Raw genomic sequence first — 16,615 nt, forward strand, 5'->3', positions numbered from 1 at the left:
CTTTTTTTTAGATAAAATACGGTTCTTGCATGATGTTAAATAAATGAGTCCGCCAAGAGTTTTCCGACATTTATTTGCGTTAATCATATCGTTGGCAGAAACTGAACCTAGTACATGAAATCAGCAATTAACGCGAGTGATGCTTAAATTCTCTATGTCAAAACAGGCCGGATTTACTTTAGTAGAATTAGTAACGACCATCATCTTGATTTCAATTCTTGCTGTGGTTGTACTGCCTCGCCTGTTTACTCAGTCTTCCTACAGTGCCTATAGTTTACGTAACGAGTTCATTAGCGAGCTGCGTCAAGTACAGCAAAAAGCGCTCAATAATACCGACAGATGTTTTCGTGTAACTGTTTCTGGCACTGGTTATCAAGTGAGTCAATTCTCTGCCCGAAATGGGGCGGTTTGTTCTGGTACTGCATTATCGCCAAACCCGCTTTATACCCAAGCTTTTCAAGGTGGTGCTCAATTAGTGCTAGTGAGCACTAACAGCAGCAACTTTACCCTTGATTTCGATATCAATGGCCGACTTTTTCCAAGCTGTAATGGTGATTGTATTCGCGTGACCGCAAATGACACTGTGATGATTAATATATCCTCCGAGGGCTATATTTATGCGAAGTAATGCTCTCTCTAAAGGCCATATTCAAGCCCGCCTGTTGGGTTTTACCCTTATCGAATTAGTCATTGGTATGTTAGTGATTGGCATTGCAATAGTGATGCTAACCAGCATGTTATTCCCCCAAGCTGATCGTGCGGCCAGTACCTTACATAGAGTACGCAGTGCTGAGCTTGCACATTCGGTGATGAATGAAATCTGGGGCAAGCGTTACGATCAAAACACCAATGCCAATGGCGGCACGCCCGCCTGTGGTAGTCCGCTCGGTAGTAATTGTTCAACGTCATTAGGCCCTGAGTTCGGTGAGAGTCGCAATAACTTTAACGATGTGGATGATTACAACGGCTTAAATGAAACCGCGACTATGCTCAATTCGACCCAAACCTATGCAAATGCTTATCCTAACTATCGCTTAAGCGTCACAGTTGCTTATGGCGCAGTGTCCAATACTAAGCTAGTGACGATTAATGTGACGACGCCGGACAACGAAGTGATCACTTACAATCTGGTGAGGAGCAATTACTAATGGGCTCTTTAACTGCACAGCGTATGCAAGCATCCTCACGGGGGTTTACTTTAGTCGAGATGGTCACAGTGATCTTGATTCTGGGGATTCTTGTGGTCGGGGTGAGTAGCTTTATTATTTTTGGTACGCGGATTTTTGTGGAGTCGAGTTCGGTCGATCAAGTACTCAGTCAGAGCCGTTTTGCCGTTGAGCGAATGACCCGTGAGCTGCGTAGTGCCTTGCCTAATAGCCTGCGAGTTAATACTGATTCGCTAACCTATCAATGTATTGAATTTGTGCCTATCGAAGCCAGCACGACTTATCTAACCATGCCAATTGTGCCTGCTGCTGCCGCGAGCACTGGGATAGTTATTCTAGATAATACGGTGAGTGCGATTCGTGTGAATCAATTCGCTTGGATCTATCCCTTGATTGATGCCGATGTGTATAGCAGCGCGAGACAAAAGCGGGCACAGGTTAAAACGATTGCTACTGCGCCTTCCCCTTTGGAGCATCAAGTGACGCTGACTTTTACTGCGCCAACACGTTTTGCAGAAGCATCACCACGACAAAGGATCTATTTTGGTTCGAGTCCAGTGAGCTATTGCTTTGAAAAGGGGCCAAGCGGCAATGAATTACAATTATTGCGTTATGCTGGTTATAGCTTTAATGCCATTCAGCCAAATCCTGCCGCTATGCCTGCCACTATGGGCACGGGCGTGCTAATGGCGCAAAGTGTGGCAAATGTTTTAAATAATGGTGCTGATTTACCGCTGATTTTAACGCCATCTAGCCTAGTGAATAATGCCATGGTGCATTTACAACCGCGGTTTAATGTTAATGGTGAGACGTTCCAATATCGACATCAAGTGCAGGTGATCAATGTCCCTTAATTTATATCGTCAATCGACAGGTCATCACTCGGTAATGCGAATCTTACCCAGAACATCACTAGCAAGGTTGCAACGAACTGCTTTACCTGCGCGTCAACGCGGCAGTGCATTGATTATTGGCGTGTTTGTGATCACAGTGATGTTTCTACTGGCGTCAGCCCTGATCAATATTGTGCAGGATGGGGATACTGGATTAACCCAGGAGGTGTGGGGGACTCGTGCCTTTGCCGCCGCGAACAGTGGCGCCGATGCCGCATTGGCAACATTATTCCCATTAAATGGTTTAGTTGGCATTTGCCCAGCAACGAGCACTTGGAATCCACCTAATGTAACTGGTTTCCATGCCTGCACTGTGACCTTGACATGCAAAGCCTATACGGTAGGTACCACCACCCAATATCGAATCAACAGTAAAGCAGTATGTGAAAGCGGCGAGACCCGTGTTAGCCGACAAGTTGAGGTAGAAGCTCGTGGGAATTAATCTTTTTTATCGTGCCATATTGGCAGCACTTATCTTGAGTTTTCCCTCGTCAGTGATGGCATTCGACCCTATTGACCAGACTGTTATTTTTGCCAAGGTTGCTCAAGGACACCATGGTGATAATTCTAATGTATGCCATCAAATATTATCGGCACAGCTGATGATAAACGGTAATGGCATCATTAATGGTACTGGTGGTGCTAGATTAGATTATTGTTCGAGTAACGATGGCAGCGGGCTTGCTGATAACAGTTGTGATAACGGGTCTGGCGGAGTGCGAAAATGTACTATTGATGGCAGTGATATTCGAGGGTTAAATTTAACTGGGAACAACGCTTTTTTATCGAGTAGCGGCGCTGGTGGCGGTTATGGTTCTTGTAATACTGGCGAGCAATTAACGCTTGGTGGTAATGGGCAAAGTCAGTTTAGCAATGTTTCGCTTTATTCTGCTTGTACTCTGACTCTATCGGCAACTCAAAATGAGTATCGATTTAACGCTATCGCTATTGGGGGTGGCGCGACACTCGTTTTACCTGAAGGGGACTATTGGGTAGATAGTTTTACTTTGAATCAAGATGCTAAGGTGATTTTGCAAGGCAATGTCCGCATTTTTATAAAGCAACAGTTTGAATTAAATGGCAGTAAATTCAATGAAAATAATGCTGCTTCTGCTCTTATTATCGGTTATAGCAATATTCAGCTAAATAGTGATGCTGTACTCAATGGGCGAGTTTATAGCGATGCAACATTAAGTCTAAATAATAACTCGATTATCAATGGCCGAGTCACCAGCCGTTATTTGGTTATGAGTAGTGGCAGTATTAATGATTATGTACCGGTATTACAGTGTTTTAATGACACTTTCTCCCAAAGTGCATTAAGTAGCGACTGGGCGACAAAAGTTCTTGGGTCGTCAACGCCGCCCAGTTTAGTGCAAAATAGACTAAGAATAACTCCCGCATTGGCAAATCAAGCTACTGCTAGCACGTTCCAGCGATTGTTCCCGGCAGAAAATAACCTAGTGACGGTTGAATTTGATTATTATGCGTGGTCGCCATCTTCCGGCACTGGAGGCGATGGGGTGGCGGTGATTTTATCTGATGCATCTGTCACGCCACAGCCAGGAAGTTTTGGTGGTTCATTGGGCTACGCACAACGTGATGATGGCACTCCAGGGTTTAAAGGTGGTTGGTTGGGCGTTGGATTAGATGAATATGGTAACTTTTCAAACCCCAACGAAGGTAAGGTGGGTGGACCTGGATTTAGGGCACAATCCATCACGCTCCGAGGTTCTGAGGCTGCAAATTATAAATACTTGGCTGGCACAGCGGCAAATTTAAATCCAAGAATTGATGTGCGCGGCACTTCTACGGCGCAACCCAACCATAAATATCGAATAAAGGTGGATTCCACTATTACTGGCCAAGCATGGGTTTCTGTGGAACGCGATGTGCGCAATGGCAACGGATATCAAGCGCTTGTGCCTGCTTTTAATGCGCGGGCTATCTCTGGTCAAGGCGCGGTTCCAAAAGATTTTTATTTGTCTTTTACGGGATCAACTGGCGGGGCCAATAACAATCATGAAATTGATAATTTTAAGGTATGTGCCTTGCAATCTAGGCCAATTGGTCAGCAAGTTCATCATTTTGAATTTGATTACTCAGCATCGCCATTGACGTGTAAGGCTGAAACCATGACGGTCAGAGCCTGTGCTAACGCAGATTGCAGTCAACGCTTTACCGACCCTGTTACCGCGCAACTGTCCATCAATCCTAATACGAATGGTGCTTGGTACGTAGGAGGTGTTAACTCCCCGAGTTTGAACTTTGTTAACGGCTTAGCCACTGCGGCTTTACGATATAATGTGACGGCTCCAGCTGTTACTATTGGTGTAAGTAGTTCGATTCCATCGACAGTTGCAGGCAGTAATACCCTTTGTCGCAAAGGCTCAGGATCGCTAAATACTGCATCTTGTACTTTGGCTTTTGCTGATAGCGGTTTTATTTTTGATGTCCCTGATAAGCTGGCCAATAAGCCTACCTCTATCAATATTTCTGCCGTGAGAAAGTCCAATTCGAGTTTGGAATGCGTCCCCGCGTTTAGTGATGCGACCAAAAATGTGGGTTTTTGGAGTAGTTACATTACTCCATCATCTATTCCTGCTGCTTGGCAACAAGCAACAACAATTAAAGGCAACCCGAGCTCCCCTTCACCGACAGTTATTGGTAAAACTGAATCTACCCGAACCCCTATCCCTGTTAAGTTTACTAACGGTGTCGCATCAGTTGAGGTCAATTATCCAGATGCAGGAAAGGTGGAACTCAGTGCTAGGCTAGATGGCGTCGGGGAAGACATGGGTTTAGTCATGATAGGCAGTGATCAATTTGTCAGCGTACCAGCGGGATTGTGTGTTAAGTCTGTAGATGCCGATGCTAGCTGCTCAAGCGCGAATATGACGTGTAATGTTTATCGTAAAGCGGGTCAAACCTTTGGTATGACGGTGCAAGCGATGGCATGGGAAAAAGATGGCGATCCGGACTTTTGTTCGGGCAACTTACCCACGCCTAACTTTAGTGATGCGCAGATGAAGCTTACCAGTAAAGTCGTTGCGCCAAGCATTGCCAACGGCGGACTTGATGGGGCGTTAGGCGTGGCATCCTACAGCCACTCGGCGCAGGCCAATAATCTCAATACCATCAGTAATCAGACTATCAGCGAAGTTGGAGTATTCCAAATTGTAGCGCAGGCGAGCCCAAATTATTTAGGGACGGCAAGCAGCTTAAATATTCCAATTGGATATTCAGCTAATATTGGCCGTTTTGTGCCCGATAGATTTTTAGTCAGTAACGTATCGGTCATACCCGCCTGTGGCGGCTTTAGCTATATGGATCAGCTGTTCCCTATGTCGATGGAGCTCAGTGCTTTAAATATCGCGGGGGATATAACGAAAAACTATTTCCAGCCATTTTCCCTTGCTACGGCAAAACTGGTGGGAGAAAACAACAACAATGGGGTCGATTTACAGAGTCGCTTAAGTGCCTTACTTATAAAGGCTGATAGTTGGGATCAAGGCGTGGCGACGGTCGATGCTTCTTACCTAGCTAACTTTAGTCGGGTGACCCCAAATGTGGCGACGAATCTGTATCAGGATGGCCCCTTCGAGCTGCTCGATATTGGCGTGCAATTGATGGATAACGATCCTCGGCCGAATGGGCTTTACAGCTATGTGGCCTCACCAGACATGGATGCGGCATCTACAGGCACTTGCACTAACTGTAATGCTAAGAAAATCAGCACTCAAACCCTTCGTCATGGCCGTGTGGTGATGGATAACACCTATGGTCCTGAGACAGAAATACTGCGTATGCCGACTCGAGCCGAATATTGGAATGGCAGCAGCTGGGCCTTAAATACTGCCGATAACTGCACAACGGCAGTGTATGCTTTGGGTTCGCAGGTTGATCATTCCGCTCTTGGTTACAATTTTGATCCCGACTTAGTGGCGGGACAAAGTGTTGTGCGTTCTGGCGGGACTGCAACATTCCAAGCTGGCCAATTTGAGTTGCTCTGGCAAGCCGTTACAACAAGTGGGTTGCCATACCGCGGCCAAGTGACGGCGCCCTTGGATGTGCCGACATGGCTAGAATGGTACTGGAATTGGAATGGCGTATCGCCAACAGCGGTCACTGAACCGCGGGCAAGTGCGTATTTTGGTCGTTATCGAGGGCATGACAAAATAATCTATTGGCGTGAGGTAAACTAATCTGAGTTATTTCTCTCATTAAATTGAACTCAGGCTTTCCCTTGAAATGGGCTGCCATTTTACTTATTAGAAGTCGACGAAAACGCTTGTAACAGATTCTAAATGCAATGCCTTAGTTTGATATTTGTTGCTGAATTGTGTGTTTACTCGTTTTTTGTTGCTGATATTTTCGTCAATAAACAGTATTTTCCGCTTAAATACTGTTTTTTACGTGGCGATTTGAAAAAAAATCACTTCATTAGCGATTGTTAACCTCCTCGGTCTTGTGGAATCAGGGTGGCATTGATAAAGTTAGCTGATTTTTCTTTTCTTCTGACTCCACAGAATACAGGCTAGTTACATGTTTAAGAAGCTACGCGGCATTTTTTCTAATGATCTATCGATCGATTTGGGTACAGCTAACACATTAATTTATGTTCGTGGCGAAGGCATAGTCCTCAATGAGCCTTCTGTTGTTGCTATACGTGGTGAGCGTAGTGGCTCCGGTCAGAAATCTGTTGCCGCGGTCGGCACAGAAGCTAAACAAATGCTAGGCAGAACGCCTGGCAATATCCAAGCTATCCGCCCAATGAAGGACGGTGTTATTGCAGATTTTTATGTGACGGAGAAAATGTTGCAGCACTTTATTAAACAAGTGCACAACAATAGTTTTTTTCGTCCAAGTCCACGCGTGCTTGTGTGTGTGCCCGTTGGTGCTACTCAAGTAGAACGCCGTGCTATTCGTGAATCAGCCATGGGCGCTGGTGCTCGCGAAGTGTATTTAATTGAAGAACCAATGGCAGCTGCGATTGGTGCGGGTTTACCCGTATCTGAAGCGACCGGCTCTATGGTGGTGGATATCGGTGGTGGTACCACTGAAGTCGCGATTATTTCACTTAATGGTGTAGTGTATTCGTCTTCGGTACGTATCGGCGGTGATAAGTTTGATGATGCGATCATCAACTACGTCCGCCGTAATTACGGGAGCTTGATTGGTGAAGCTACGGCTGAGCGTATCAAGCACACTATCGGCACTGCTTATCCTGGCGATGAAGTGCTCGAGATCGAAGTCCGCGGCCGTAATTTGGCAGAAGGTGTACCTCGTAGCTTTACACTGAACAGCAATGAAATTTTAGAAGCCTTACAAGAGCCATTATCTGGCATCGTAAGTGCTGTGATGGTGGCGTTAGAACAATCTCCACCAGAATTAGCTTCAGATATTTCTGAGCGCGGTATGGTGTTAACTGGCGGCGGCGCTTTATTGCGTGATTTAGACCGTTTATTAATGCAAGAAACCGGAATTCCTGTAATGGTGGCGGACGATCCATTGACCTGCGTAGCACGTGGCGGTGGTAAAGCCCTCGAAATGATTGATATGCACGGCGGCGATCTGTTCTCCGAAGAAACCTAATTTAACTTCGGTATGGGGCGGTTAATCACCGCCTTAGCTTTCCTATGAAGCCAATTTTTGTTCGTGGTATTTCAAACCAATTCCGTCTGACACTGGCAATTATTTTGTCGGTGGCTTTGCTCGTGGCTAATCATCGCCTCGATCCTGTACGGCAATCGTTATCCTCTTTTTTTAGTCCATTGCAGTATTTAGCGAGCGTGCCCGGTGTTGCGCTTGACTGGTCGTCTGAAAGTTTTGCCACCCGCAATATGTTAGCGTTGCAGAATAAAGAGCTGCTCAGGCAGCAATTGTTGATGAGTGAACGCTTACAGCGTTTCGAACACTTACGCCAAGAAAATGAACGTTTACGCGCACTGTTGGGCTCACCAGCCTACCTCGACTCGCGCAAAATGGTGGCTGAAGTATTGGAGGTTGCTAGCGATCCTTTCCATCACTATGCGGTGTTAAACCATGGTTCACGCAGTGGTGTATTTGTTGGGCAGCCTGTGGTCGACGCCCAAGGGGTTGTTGGCCAAGTGGTACAAGTCAGTGAAATGACCAGTAGGGTGTTATTGCTCTCCGATGTATCACACGGATTACCTGTGCGTATCACCCGTAATGATGTGCGCCTTGTTGCCAATGGTACGGGTGAGTTAGATGAAATAGAGCTGCGCCATGTGGCCAAGAGTACCGATATTCGTGTCGGCGATTTGCTGGTCACCTCAGGTTTAGGGAATCGTTTCCCGGAAGGTTATCCGGTCGCGCGGGTAATGGAGGTGTTGACTGAAGATGGCCAAAGTTACGCTCGAGTTACCGCCCAGCCTTTAGCGGCGTTAGATCGTATTCGTTATTTATTGTTGATTTGGCCATCCCCCGATTCTGGTGTGACTTTACCGAGTCAGCCTACCGTGCCTGCTGCGGATCATTCATCGAGCGATAATGTATCAAAAGCAGATAGCGCTGTTCCTGCTGGCGGAAGTGTCACGCCAGCAGAGGCTTCTAAACCTGTGACCGCGCCTGCGACCAAACCGTCAACGGAAACCACTCCTCCTGTGGCTGAGGTGCATTAATGAGTTTTCAGGCCGCCAATGGGCGCTTTATTGTTTGGGTGACATTATTTATCGGCGTGATCAGCCAGATCATGCCTTTGCCAAGTGCTGTTGATGCTTGGCGTCCAGACTGGCTATTAATGATTGTTCTCTATTGGTCTATCGCATTACCCCACAGATACAACATCTTAACCGCATGGGTTTTAGGCCTAGTATTAGATATTTTATTGGGAGCCACCTTAGGAGTGCGCTCTTTAGCCATGTCTTTGGTTATTTATATCGCTATCTTGCATTGCCAGCGTTTGCGAAACTTCCCTCAATGGCAGCAGTCGTTAGTGATCATGCTACTGATTTGTATTTATCACTTAGTGATTTACTGGGTGGAATTTGTGATGCAAGAGGCTGTTTTCAAAACAGATCTATTTTTACCTGCGATTTCAGGATTAGTGATCTGGCCTTGGATATTTTGGATTTTACGTCGGGTTCGACGTCATTATAAGGTTCGTTAACTGTGGATTTAGTTTTAGCTTCAACTTCGCCACGTCGCAAAGAATTATTGGCACAGATTGGATTCGGTCGTCCTGAGTTTAGTTTCACGCAAGTGGCACCGGATATTGATGAAACTGTGCAACAGGGCGAAGCGCCAAGGGATTATGTACGACGTTTAGCCGCTGAAAAAGCCCAAGCTGGACTGGCATTATGCGCAGATATGTCACAGCCTGCTGTATTAGGTTCTGATACTATCGTAGTGCTTGAAAATCAAATATTAGGTAAACCGCTGGATGTGGCCGATGCTAAGCAAACGCTTAGTGAACTGTCTGGCAGAACGCATACTGTGATGACGGCTGTGGCACTGACCTACAAAGCAGGCGAGTCTGACTCAACCTTAAAAACCTCAGTGCGCTTAGTCGAAACACAAGTGCGTTTTTGCGCTTTATCGACAACTGACATTGAGGCTTATGTGGCTTCAAAAGAGCCCATGGATAAGGCGGGCAGTTATGGCATTCAAGGGCTCGGCGGTTGCTTTGTGGCTGCAATTGAAGGCAGTTATTCTGGCGTTGTAGGTTTACCTCTGGTTGAAACGCGTGAGTTGTTAGCCGAAGTTGGCTTTATTTAACTGCTGCTGGTTGCTTATATTGCGATTTTGGCTTGAGGTTAGAATGAACCTTATTGGCGTTTAGGGCTCTGAATCGAGTACTCCAATGACGTTGACCTTGTTCCTTTATTCGGTTTTCATGCTTAGAGAGTTTGTAACTTCGATTAATTAATCTAGTTTCCCGAATGGGGTGAGTCGTGAATACCAGTCGCTTAAATCCAAATAAAATACAGCGCAAGATGGGTTCAGAATTACTGATCAACGTAACTCCATCTGAGGCGCGCGTTGCTTTAGTTGAGCATGGTGTGCTGCAAGAGGTCCATATTGAACGCCGGATGAAACGGGGTTTAGTGGGTAATATTTACAAAGGTAAAATCAGCCGTGTGTTACCCGGTATGCAAGCCGCCTTTGTCGATATTGGCTTAGATAAAGCCGCTTTTTTACATGCGTCCGACATAGTACCGCACACTGAGTGTGTCGCCGATGTTGAGAAAGGTCATTTCGTTGTTCGTGATATCGCCGAGTTAGTCCGTCAAGGGCAAGACATTATGGTGCAAGTGGTTAAAGATCCGCTGGGCACTAAGGGCGCACGCCTAACGACCGATATCACGCTGCCTTCCCGTTATTTAGTCTTTATGCCAGGTTCTAGCCATGTTGGTGTTTCCCAGCGTATTGAACTAGAAGAAGAACGCAGTCGCCTCAAACAAATTACTTTGCCCTATGTTGATGATGACGGTGGTTTTATTATCCGCACCGCCGCCGAAGGCGTAGGGGAAGATGAGTTATCCCAAGATGCGGCATTTTTACGCCGAGTTTGGTCAAAGGTGAGTGAGCGACGTAAACGCAGTGGTGTGTCACTCCTGTATCAAGATTTAGCCTTACCTGTGCGTATTGTGCGTGATTTTGTCGGTACTGAGCTGGACCGTATTCAAGTGGATTCTCGCCGCACTTTTGCCGAGTTGCAGTCTTTTGCGCAGGAGTTTATGCCAGAGATTGCCGATAAGATTGAGCACTATTCAGGGCCTGCGCCTATTTTTGATCTCTACGATGTGGAGAACGAAATTCAACGTGCACTCGGCCGTAAAGTCGAGCTCAAGTCTGGTGGCTATTTGATCATAGATCAAACCGAAGCCATGACGACTGTGGATATCAATACCGGTGCCTTTGTGGGGCACAGGAATCTTGAAGAAACCATTTTTAATACCAACCTCGAAGCGACCCAAGCGATAGCGAGGCAGTTACGTCTGCGTAATCTCGGCGGCATCATTATTATCGATTTTATCGACATGATGACGGCGGATCATAAGGCTCGTGTTCTTAGCAGCTTAACCAGCGCTTTATCTAAGGATAGGGTGAAAACCAATGTGAGTGGTTTTTCGGGGTTAGGTCTAGTCGAAATGACCCGTAAGCGTACCCGCGAAAGTTTAGAGCATGTCGTCTGCGGCGAATGTCCGGCCTGCCATGGCACGGGGAGCATGAAGACAGTCGAGACGGTTTCCTATGAGGTCTTTCGCGAAATAATCCGTTTAAACCGTGCCTACGATGCTGATGAGTTCCTGTTGTACTGTTCGCCTGCCGTGTATCAAAGTCTGCATACCGATGATAATCATCTTATTGCTGAACTTGAGGTTTACATAGGTAAGCGCATCCGTTTGCAAAATGAGCCTATGTACTCACAGCACAAATACGATGTGGTGATGATGTAGTGGCTACGCTTTTTACTGCAAAAAAATTTAGCCGTTTTTGTTGGCAATTTCTGGCGCTTATTTTGGTCTTGTTTGCGCTTGCCGTCAGTTTGATCCGTGGTTTATTACCGCAGGTTGATGAAGTTCGCCAGCAACTGGTTAATTACGTAAAAAGCGAATATAAAGTCGATGTGCAAGTGGGGGAGTTATCCGCCCATTGGCAAGCATTTGGCCCTGCAATTAACATCGATGACTTAGTGATCCCGCCACAGGAACAACTGCCTGTGACCTTGATGATCAAGAACGTACAAGTGAAGTTAGATTTTTGGCAATCGCTGCTCACGCTCACCCCGCGAATCGAAGATGTTATTTTTGAGGGTGTCCATGTCGCTTTAGACATGGATAAACTTACCGAGAACGATCCCGCCACAATTAATAAAGCCCCGCAACTCGATTGGCTCTATGCCCTATTACTCAAACAACTCGATAGATTCTCCTTAACCAATGCCACAGTGCAATTGCTGAGCATGCACCAAGAGTTTCGCCCGATCCATATCCGTCATTTGAACTGGCGCAATCAGGGTGAACGTCACCGCGGTGCGGGAGAGTTGTATCTTGATAGTCATGCCTCTGAGCATGAATCTCTCGGATTACAGTTAGATATCAAGGGCGATGGTGCAAATCCCGACAGTTTGACTGGGCAGATTTATTTGGCGGCTAACTCTTTGGATTTAGGTGAATGGGCTTCACGTCAGCCTAATCCCTATGATTCTACTCAAAAGTTACCCTTAGAAGGGGTTGTCAATCTTAAGGCTTGGCTTACGTTTGCCGACCGCAGCATCAGTTCTGCTATGGTTCATTTTGAGCCGAGCTGGCTGCAATGGACATTAAAGCAAGAGCCGCAGAGATTTGAAATTCAAGCGGGTGACATTGTTTGGCAGCCAAAGGCGACGGGTTGGGAAGTGCAAAGTTCAGGACTGGATTTTGTCACCAATGGTGAGCATTGGCCGGCATTAACGCTGGCCGCGAAGCGTCAAAACGATGAATTATTTGCCTATGTGAATCAAGTTAATACTCAGAGTCTATTGCCGCTGCTGCCGCTATTTCCTGGAGTCGATAGAGCCGTATTACGTCAATGGCATGCGTTAGCTCCCGAGGCGAATATTGGACCAATCCGCCTGTATCAAAAAGCCGACCAGCCTTTGCTCGCCAGTACCGAAGTGAAGCAGTTGCATTGGCAGAAAGCCGACGGTATTCCCAATACTCATCCTGTAGATGTGAACCTGCGCTGGCAAGATAAGACGCTGTATTTCTCTCTACCTGAACAAGTGTACGCCCTTGATTTTGGTGATGAATTTTCGGCGCCATTAGTGTTCAATGGTGCGCCAATTGATGGTCAATTCGATACTGAACATCTGAGTTTAAATGTGCCTCAGTTGCAGCTTGAAAACGAAGATATCGGCGTTGATGCGGCATTGAATTTGGACTTTAGCGGTGCTGCACACATGGCGCTGGCGGCCAATGTTCGTATTAACAATGTGGCTAATGCCGACAAGTATTTCCCCAATAAGGCGATGGGGGAGTCACTGGCCGAGTATTTGGATACTGGGCTTAAAGCGGGTCAGACCCAAGATGCGCAAGTTGTTTGGCGTGGTCCGTTAAGTGGTTTTCCCTTCGATGATAATAGCGGCGTGTTTCAGGCAGCATTTACCTTAACAGATGCCAAATTTCAGTTTCAACCCGACTGGCCTGCAGTCACAGATCTGTCCCTTAACGCTTTGTTTGAAAATACCCGCATGGATCTTTGGTTAAACCAAGGCAAGCTGATGAATGTGGATGCCACCGGTGCCCATGTATTTATTCCCGCTATTGGTGAACAGACGCTGCTAAGGATTGAAGCCGAACTTGCTACTCAAGGCAGTGCGGCGACAAAGGTGTTACAAGCCTCACCTTTGGCGAGCTCAGTAGGCAAAACCTTAGGTGTAGTGCAAGTGCAAGGTGCTGTTACTGGCACTTTAGACATTAGCATTCCACTGTATGAAGGTGAAGCTGAAGATATTCGTGGTCAAATCCGTTTTGATAATACGCCTGTATATATTGCTCAGCCAGGGCTTCAACTTCATGGCGTGACTGGTGTTGTCGACTTTGCGAATGAAGTTGTGACAGGAAAAGGCATCAAAGCGCGGTTGTTCGAACAACCGCTCAGTTTAACTTTCGACACTCAGCCTAAAGGTAAAGATTTTGGCCTTAATCTTTCGCTGAAAAGTCGTTGGGATCTCAGTCGTCTCCCCGATGAATTGCACAATCCCTTGAGTGATTTTTATCAGGGCAAAATCAGTTGGGACGGTGCTATGACTATGCTATTTACTGAGCAAGGTTATCAAATCCAAGCCAAAGTGACTTCGGATATGCTGGGGACGCAACTGTTACTCCCTGGATACTTTGCTAAACCCGAAAATGAACCACGACCTTTAGTCGCCGAGTTTGTTGGCGATCAAGATAATGCGACGCTCGATGTCAAACTTGCCAGTCATGCCGAGTTTATCGGTGGTTTCGATGCCGATAAAGGCGCAAATTTTAGTTATTTTGACTTGTTATTGGGGCGTTTGTTTGGTGAGGATGAAGCCAGAAATACGGAACAAGGTCATATTCAAGTCGATCTCGGTAAGGCCAAATTAGCCGAATGGTTACCTGTGATTAATGCCTTTGTTGGTCAAGAGAAAATACCGAAAACGGGCATTTTAGTTGATGATATTCCCCATAAAAGTTTATTTCCCGCGGTGGTGAGCATCGATTCTCATATCGGTCGGCTCGATCTTTTAGGGCAACAACTGACGGAGCTTAGGCTTAATGCTAAGCCTAACGAGACGGGATGGCGTTTTAATACCGTTGCCAACGAATTTGACGGTTGGATCGATTTCTATCCAAATTGGAAAACTCAAGGTCTCAAAGTTGTGGCGAATAAATTCTATTTTTCACCTGAGGTAAAGCCGAACACGGATGCCGATTTTGCCAGTGATCAAGTGCTCACTAACTTGCCGCCAGTTGCAGTGAATGTGGAAGATTTTCGTTTCTTCGATAAATCCTTTGGAAAGCTCGTTTTGCAGGCGAGCCCACAAGCGGCAGGATATAAGATTCAAACATTGTCTTTGACTACGCCCAATGTCAATTTGCAGGGCAGTGGCATTTGGCAGCAACAGGCTGGACAGAATAAAACTGATCTCAGTGTTGAGTTAAATGCCACTCAGTTTAGTTATCTATCTGCTCAATTGGGTATAGAGCCTGGCGTTAATGAAGCCCCCTTGAAGGTTAATGCGGACTTATCTTGGCAAGGTGCTCCCTATGCCTTCTCCCTCGAAACCTTAAATGGCAAGGTGAAATTCAACTTAGGCAAAGGCCACTTATCTCAGGTGAGTGACAAGGGCGCACGGATTTTCTCCCTGTTCAGTTTAGATTCTTTGGTGCGTAAACTGTCGCTGGATTTCACCGATGTCTTCGGTCAGGGCATGTATTTCAACTCTTTCAATGGCAATCTGCAGATTGATAATGGCGTGGTGAAAACCACAGATACTGAAATGGATGCCATCGCGGGTAACATGAAGGTGCGTGGCTATACGGATCTCACCACTGAAAGTTTGAATTACGATATCCGCTTTGTGCCGCAATTGGCCTCAAGTGTGCCGACTGTCGTATTGCTCAGTACCAGCGCTTGGACACTGGGTCTGGGAGCCTTTGCCCTGACAAAAGTGCTTGAGCCTGTGATTGAAGTGATTTCAGAAATTCGTTTTCGGGTGACTGGGACTATGGCAGAGCCTGTGGTCGAAGAGTTAGAGCGTAAGAGTAAAGAGATTGAAATTCCAGAATCTATTTTACCTGTGGTTGGCGTTGAGCACCCAGCGGTGCCGACCGAAGCCGCGAGTCATAACGCCGATATCACTCAGCCGGTAGAGACTAAATCGACCGAGGCTCAATTAACAGAAGCTCAGTCAACTGAAGTCAAACCAAGCAACGCTAAATCTGAGCCACAGCTTCAAGCAACACAACCAGAAGCGATCGAGTCACAAGACGTTAAGCCTAAAGAGGCCAGATCTGAAGAATCAAAGTCAGAAGAGCTAATGCCAGCAACAGATCAAATTAAAGCGCCCGATTTAAAGCGGGAGCAACCTCAAGCGACGCCTTCGCCTGAAGCGCCGAACACGCCTGCCACACCAGAGAATCAGCCAGTAGTAGAACCGATTAAGCAAATTCAGGGAGATCAGAATGCACATCAGCCTGTTGCAATGTCAGAGCTGTCGCGACGTCAGCGCCAATCTGCAGTTTATCGAATCGCAGCTTAACGAACTCAAACGGGATGCCGATGCGCCTCATTTAGTGGTATTACCCGAATGCAGTTTACTGTTTGGTGGCCATGAAAGTCAGCAACTTGCCTATGCGGGCGATGTCCATCAGAGTCCGCTCAAATCGGCTTTAAGTGCACTGGCCGCCAAATATCGGGTGTTTATGGTTGCGGGGACTATTCCGGCGTTGGCTGAGGATGGTCGTGTCTATAGTCGCAGTTATCTGTTTGATGATAAAGGTGATACTTTAGGGCATTACGATAAACTGCACCTTTTTGATGTGGATGTTGCCGATGGTACAAAACAATATCGCGAGAGCGAAACCTTCTGCCCCGGTGATCACATTAGCGTTATCGATACACCTTTTGGCAAAATTGGCTTAACCATCTGTTATGATTTACGCTTTCCCGACTTGTTTAGGGCGATGCGCCTTGCGGGGGCTGAGATTATTACAGTCCCTTCTGCCTTCACCAAGGTGACGGGGGAAGCCCATTGGCAGGTATTGTTACAGGCAAGAGCGATTGAAACCCAATGCATTATTCTTGCAGCAGCTCAGTGGGGACAGCATAACGAAGGCAGTCGTGAAACCTGGGGGCAGAGCATGATAGTCGGTCCTTGGGGGAATATTTTGGCTGAACTCAAAACCGGTACAGGTTGGGTACAGGCTGAGGTCGACTTAACCGAACTGCACAGTATTCGCAGTAAAATGCCCGTCATGCAGCATAATCGTTTCCTTGAACCAAGCTTGAAATAATGTGCCAGTAGCCAGTAGCCAGTAGCCAGTAGCCAGCAGACGAGTTGAAATGCTGAATTTG

General features: G+C 46.6%; 12 protein-coding genes. All 12 read left to right on the top strand.

Going from position 1 to position 16,615, the window contains the following annotated elements; genetic code table 11:
• Nucleotides 1-139 precede the first annotated feature (139 nt).
• The 12 genes from ACHA99_RS16180 to ACHA99_RS16235 all read left to right on the top strand — a co-directional run bounded on the left by ACHA99_RS16180 (nucleotide 140) and on the right by ACHA99_RS16235 (nucleotide 16,554).
• The gene (locus ACHA99_RS16180; protein ID WP_263148081.1) at nucleotides 140-628 is read left to right on the top strand and encodes a type II secretion system protein; all 489 of its coding nucleotides are present in this window, start codon (nucleotides 140-142) and stop codon (nucleotides 626-628) included.
• The gene (locus ACHA99_RS16185; protein ID WP_393943831.1) at nucleotides 618-1,148 is read left to right on the top strand and encodes an MSHA biogenesis protein MshD; all 531 of its coding nucleotides are present in this window, start codon (nucleotides 618-620) and stop codon (nucleotides 1,146-1,148) included. Before ACHA99_RS16180 ends, ACHA99_RS16185 begins: the two co-directional genes overlap by 11 nt.
• Nucleotides 1,148-2,020: a PilW family protein gene (locus tag ACHA99_RS16190; RefSeq protein WP_393943833.1), complete on the top strand. Its 873-nt coding sequence runs from the start codon at nucleotides 1,148-1,150 to the stop codon at nucleotides 2,018-2,020. Before ACHA99_RS16185 ends, ACHA99_RS16190 begins: the two co-directional genes overlap by 1 nt.
• Nucleotides 2,010-2,501: an MSHA biogenesis protein MshP gene (locus ACHA99_RS16195; protein WP_338257062.1), complete on the top strand. Its 492-nt coding sequence runs from the start codon at nucleotides 2,010-2,012 to the stop codon at nucleotides 2,499-2,501. Before ACHA99_RS16190 ends, ACHA99_RS16195 begins: the two co-directional genes overlap by 11 nt.
• On the top strand, nucleotides 2,491-6,264 hold the full coding sequence (locus ACHA99_RS16200; RefSeq protein WP_393943835.1) for a DUF6701 domain-containing protein: 3,774 nt from the start codon (nucleotides 2,491-2,493) through the stop codon (nucleotides 6,262-6,264). Before ACHA99_RS16195 ends, ACHA99_RS16200 begins: the two co-directional genes overlap by 11 nt.
• A 340-nt stretch (nucleotides 6,265-6,604) precedes the next feature.
• Nucleotides 6,605-7,654, top strand: coding sequence for a rod shape-determining protein (locus ACHA99_RS16205; protein ID WP_105251284.1), 1,050 nt, complete (start codon nucleotides 6,605-6,607; stop codon nucleotides 7,652-7,654).
• Between the two features lie 44 nt (nucleotides 7,655-7,698).
• Nucleotides 7,699-8,703, top strand: a complete 1,005-nt coding sequence (gene mreC, locus ACHA99_RS16210; RefSeq protein WP_263148058.1) for a rod shape-determining protein MreC — start codon at nucleotides 7,699-7,701, stop codon at nucleotides 8,701-8,703.
• Nucleotides 8,703-9,191 carry a rod shape-determining protein MreD gene (gene mreD / locus ACHA99_RS16215; protein WP_105251286.1) on the top strand — a complete coding sequence of 163 codons (489 nt, stop codon included), beginning with the start codon at nucleotides 8,703-8,705 and terminating at the stop codon, nucleotides 9,189-9,191. The genes mreC and mreD overlap by 1 nt, the downstream gene beginning before the upstream one ends.
• A 2-nt stretch (nucleotides 9,192-9,193) precedes the next feature.
• Complete coding sequence (locus tag ACHA99_RS16220) at nucleotides 9,194-9,799, top strand: nucleoside triphosphate pyrophosphatase (protein ID WP_263148060.1); 606 nt, start codon at nucleotides 9,194-9,196, stop codon at nucleotides 9,797-9,799.
• 218 nt (nucleotides 9,800-10,017) lie between these two features.
• Nucleotides 10,018-11,484 (top strand): ribonuclease G, encoded by a 1,467-nt coding sequence (gene rng, locus ACHA99_RS16225; protein WP_168825804.1) that lies wholly within the window; start codon nucleotides 10,018-10,020, stop codon nucleotides 11,482-11,484.
• Nucleotides 11,484-15,800: a YhdP family protein gene (locus ACHA99_RS16230; protein ID WP_393943838.1), complete on the top strand. Its 4,317-nt coding sequence runs from the start codon at nucleotides 11,484-11,486 to the stop codon at nucleotides 15,798-15,800. The genes rng and ACHA99_RS16230 overlap by 1 nt, the downstream gene beginning before the upstream one ends.
• A complete protein-coding gene (locus tag ACHA99_RS16235; protein ID WP_393943839.1) occupies nucleotides 15,724-16,554 on the top strand; it encodes a carbon-nitrogen hydrolase family protein in 831 nt (276 codons plus the stop codon). Before ACHA99_RS16230 ends, ACHA99_RS16235 begins: the two co-directional genes overlap by 77 nt.
• Nucleotides 16,555-16,615: the final 61 nt, after the last annotated feature.

The organism is Shewanella sp. S23-S33, from assembly GCF_043359565.1.
GTDB classification, from domain to species: domain Bacteria; phylum Pseudomonadota; class Gammaproteobacteria; order Enterobacterales; family Shewanellaceae; genus Shewanella; species Shewanella oncorhynchi.

Bases quoted from the DNA above. Each gene is read 5' to 3' on its own strand.
- ACHA99_RS16180 (WP_263148081.1), top strand. From the start codon at position 140: ATGCTTAAATTCTCTATGTCAAAACAGGCCGGATTTACTTTAGTAGAA.
- ACHA99_RS16185 (WP_393943831.1), top strand. From the start codon at position 618: ATGCGAAGTAATGCTCTCTCTAAAGGCCATATTCAAGCCCGCCTGTTG.
- ACHA99_RS16190 (WP_393943833.1), top strand. From the start codon at position 1,148: ATGGGCTCTTTAACTGCACAGCGTATGCAAGCATCCTCACGGGGGTTT.
- ACHA99_RS16195 (WP_338257062.1), top strand. From the start codon at position 2,010: ATGTCCCTTAATTTATATCGTCAATCGACAGGTCATCACTCGGTAATG.
- ACHA99_RS16205 (WP_105251284.1), top strand. From the start codon at position 6,605: ATGTTTAAGAAGCTACGCGGCATTTTTTCTAATGATCTATCGATCGAT.
- mreC (WP_263148058.1), top strand. From the start codon at position 7,699: ATGAAGCCAATTTTTGTTCGTGGTATTTCAAACCAATTCCGTCTGACA.
- mreD (WP_105251286.1), top strand. From the start codon at position 8,703: ATGAGTTTTCAGGCCGCCAATGGGCGCTTTATTGTTTGGGTGACATTA.
- rng (WP_168825804.1), top strand. From the start codon at position 10,018: ATGGGTTCAGAATTACTGATCAACGTAACTCCATCTGAGGCGCGCGTT.
- ACHA99_RS16235 (WP_393943839.1), top strand. From the start codon at position 15,724: ATGCACATCAGCCTGTTGCAATGTCAGAGCTGTCGCGACGTCAGCGCC.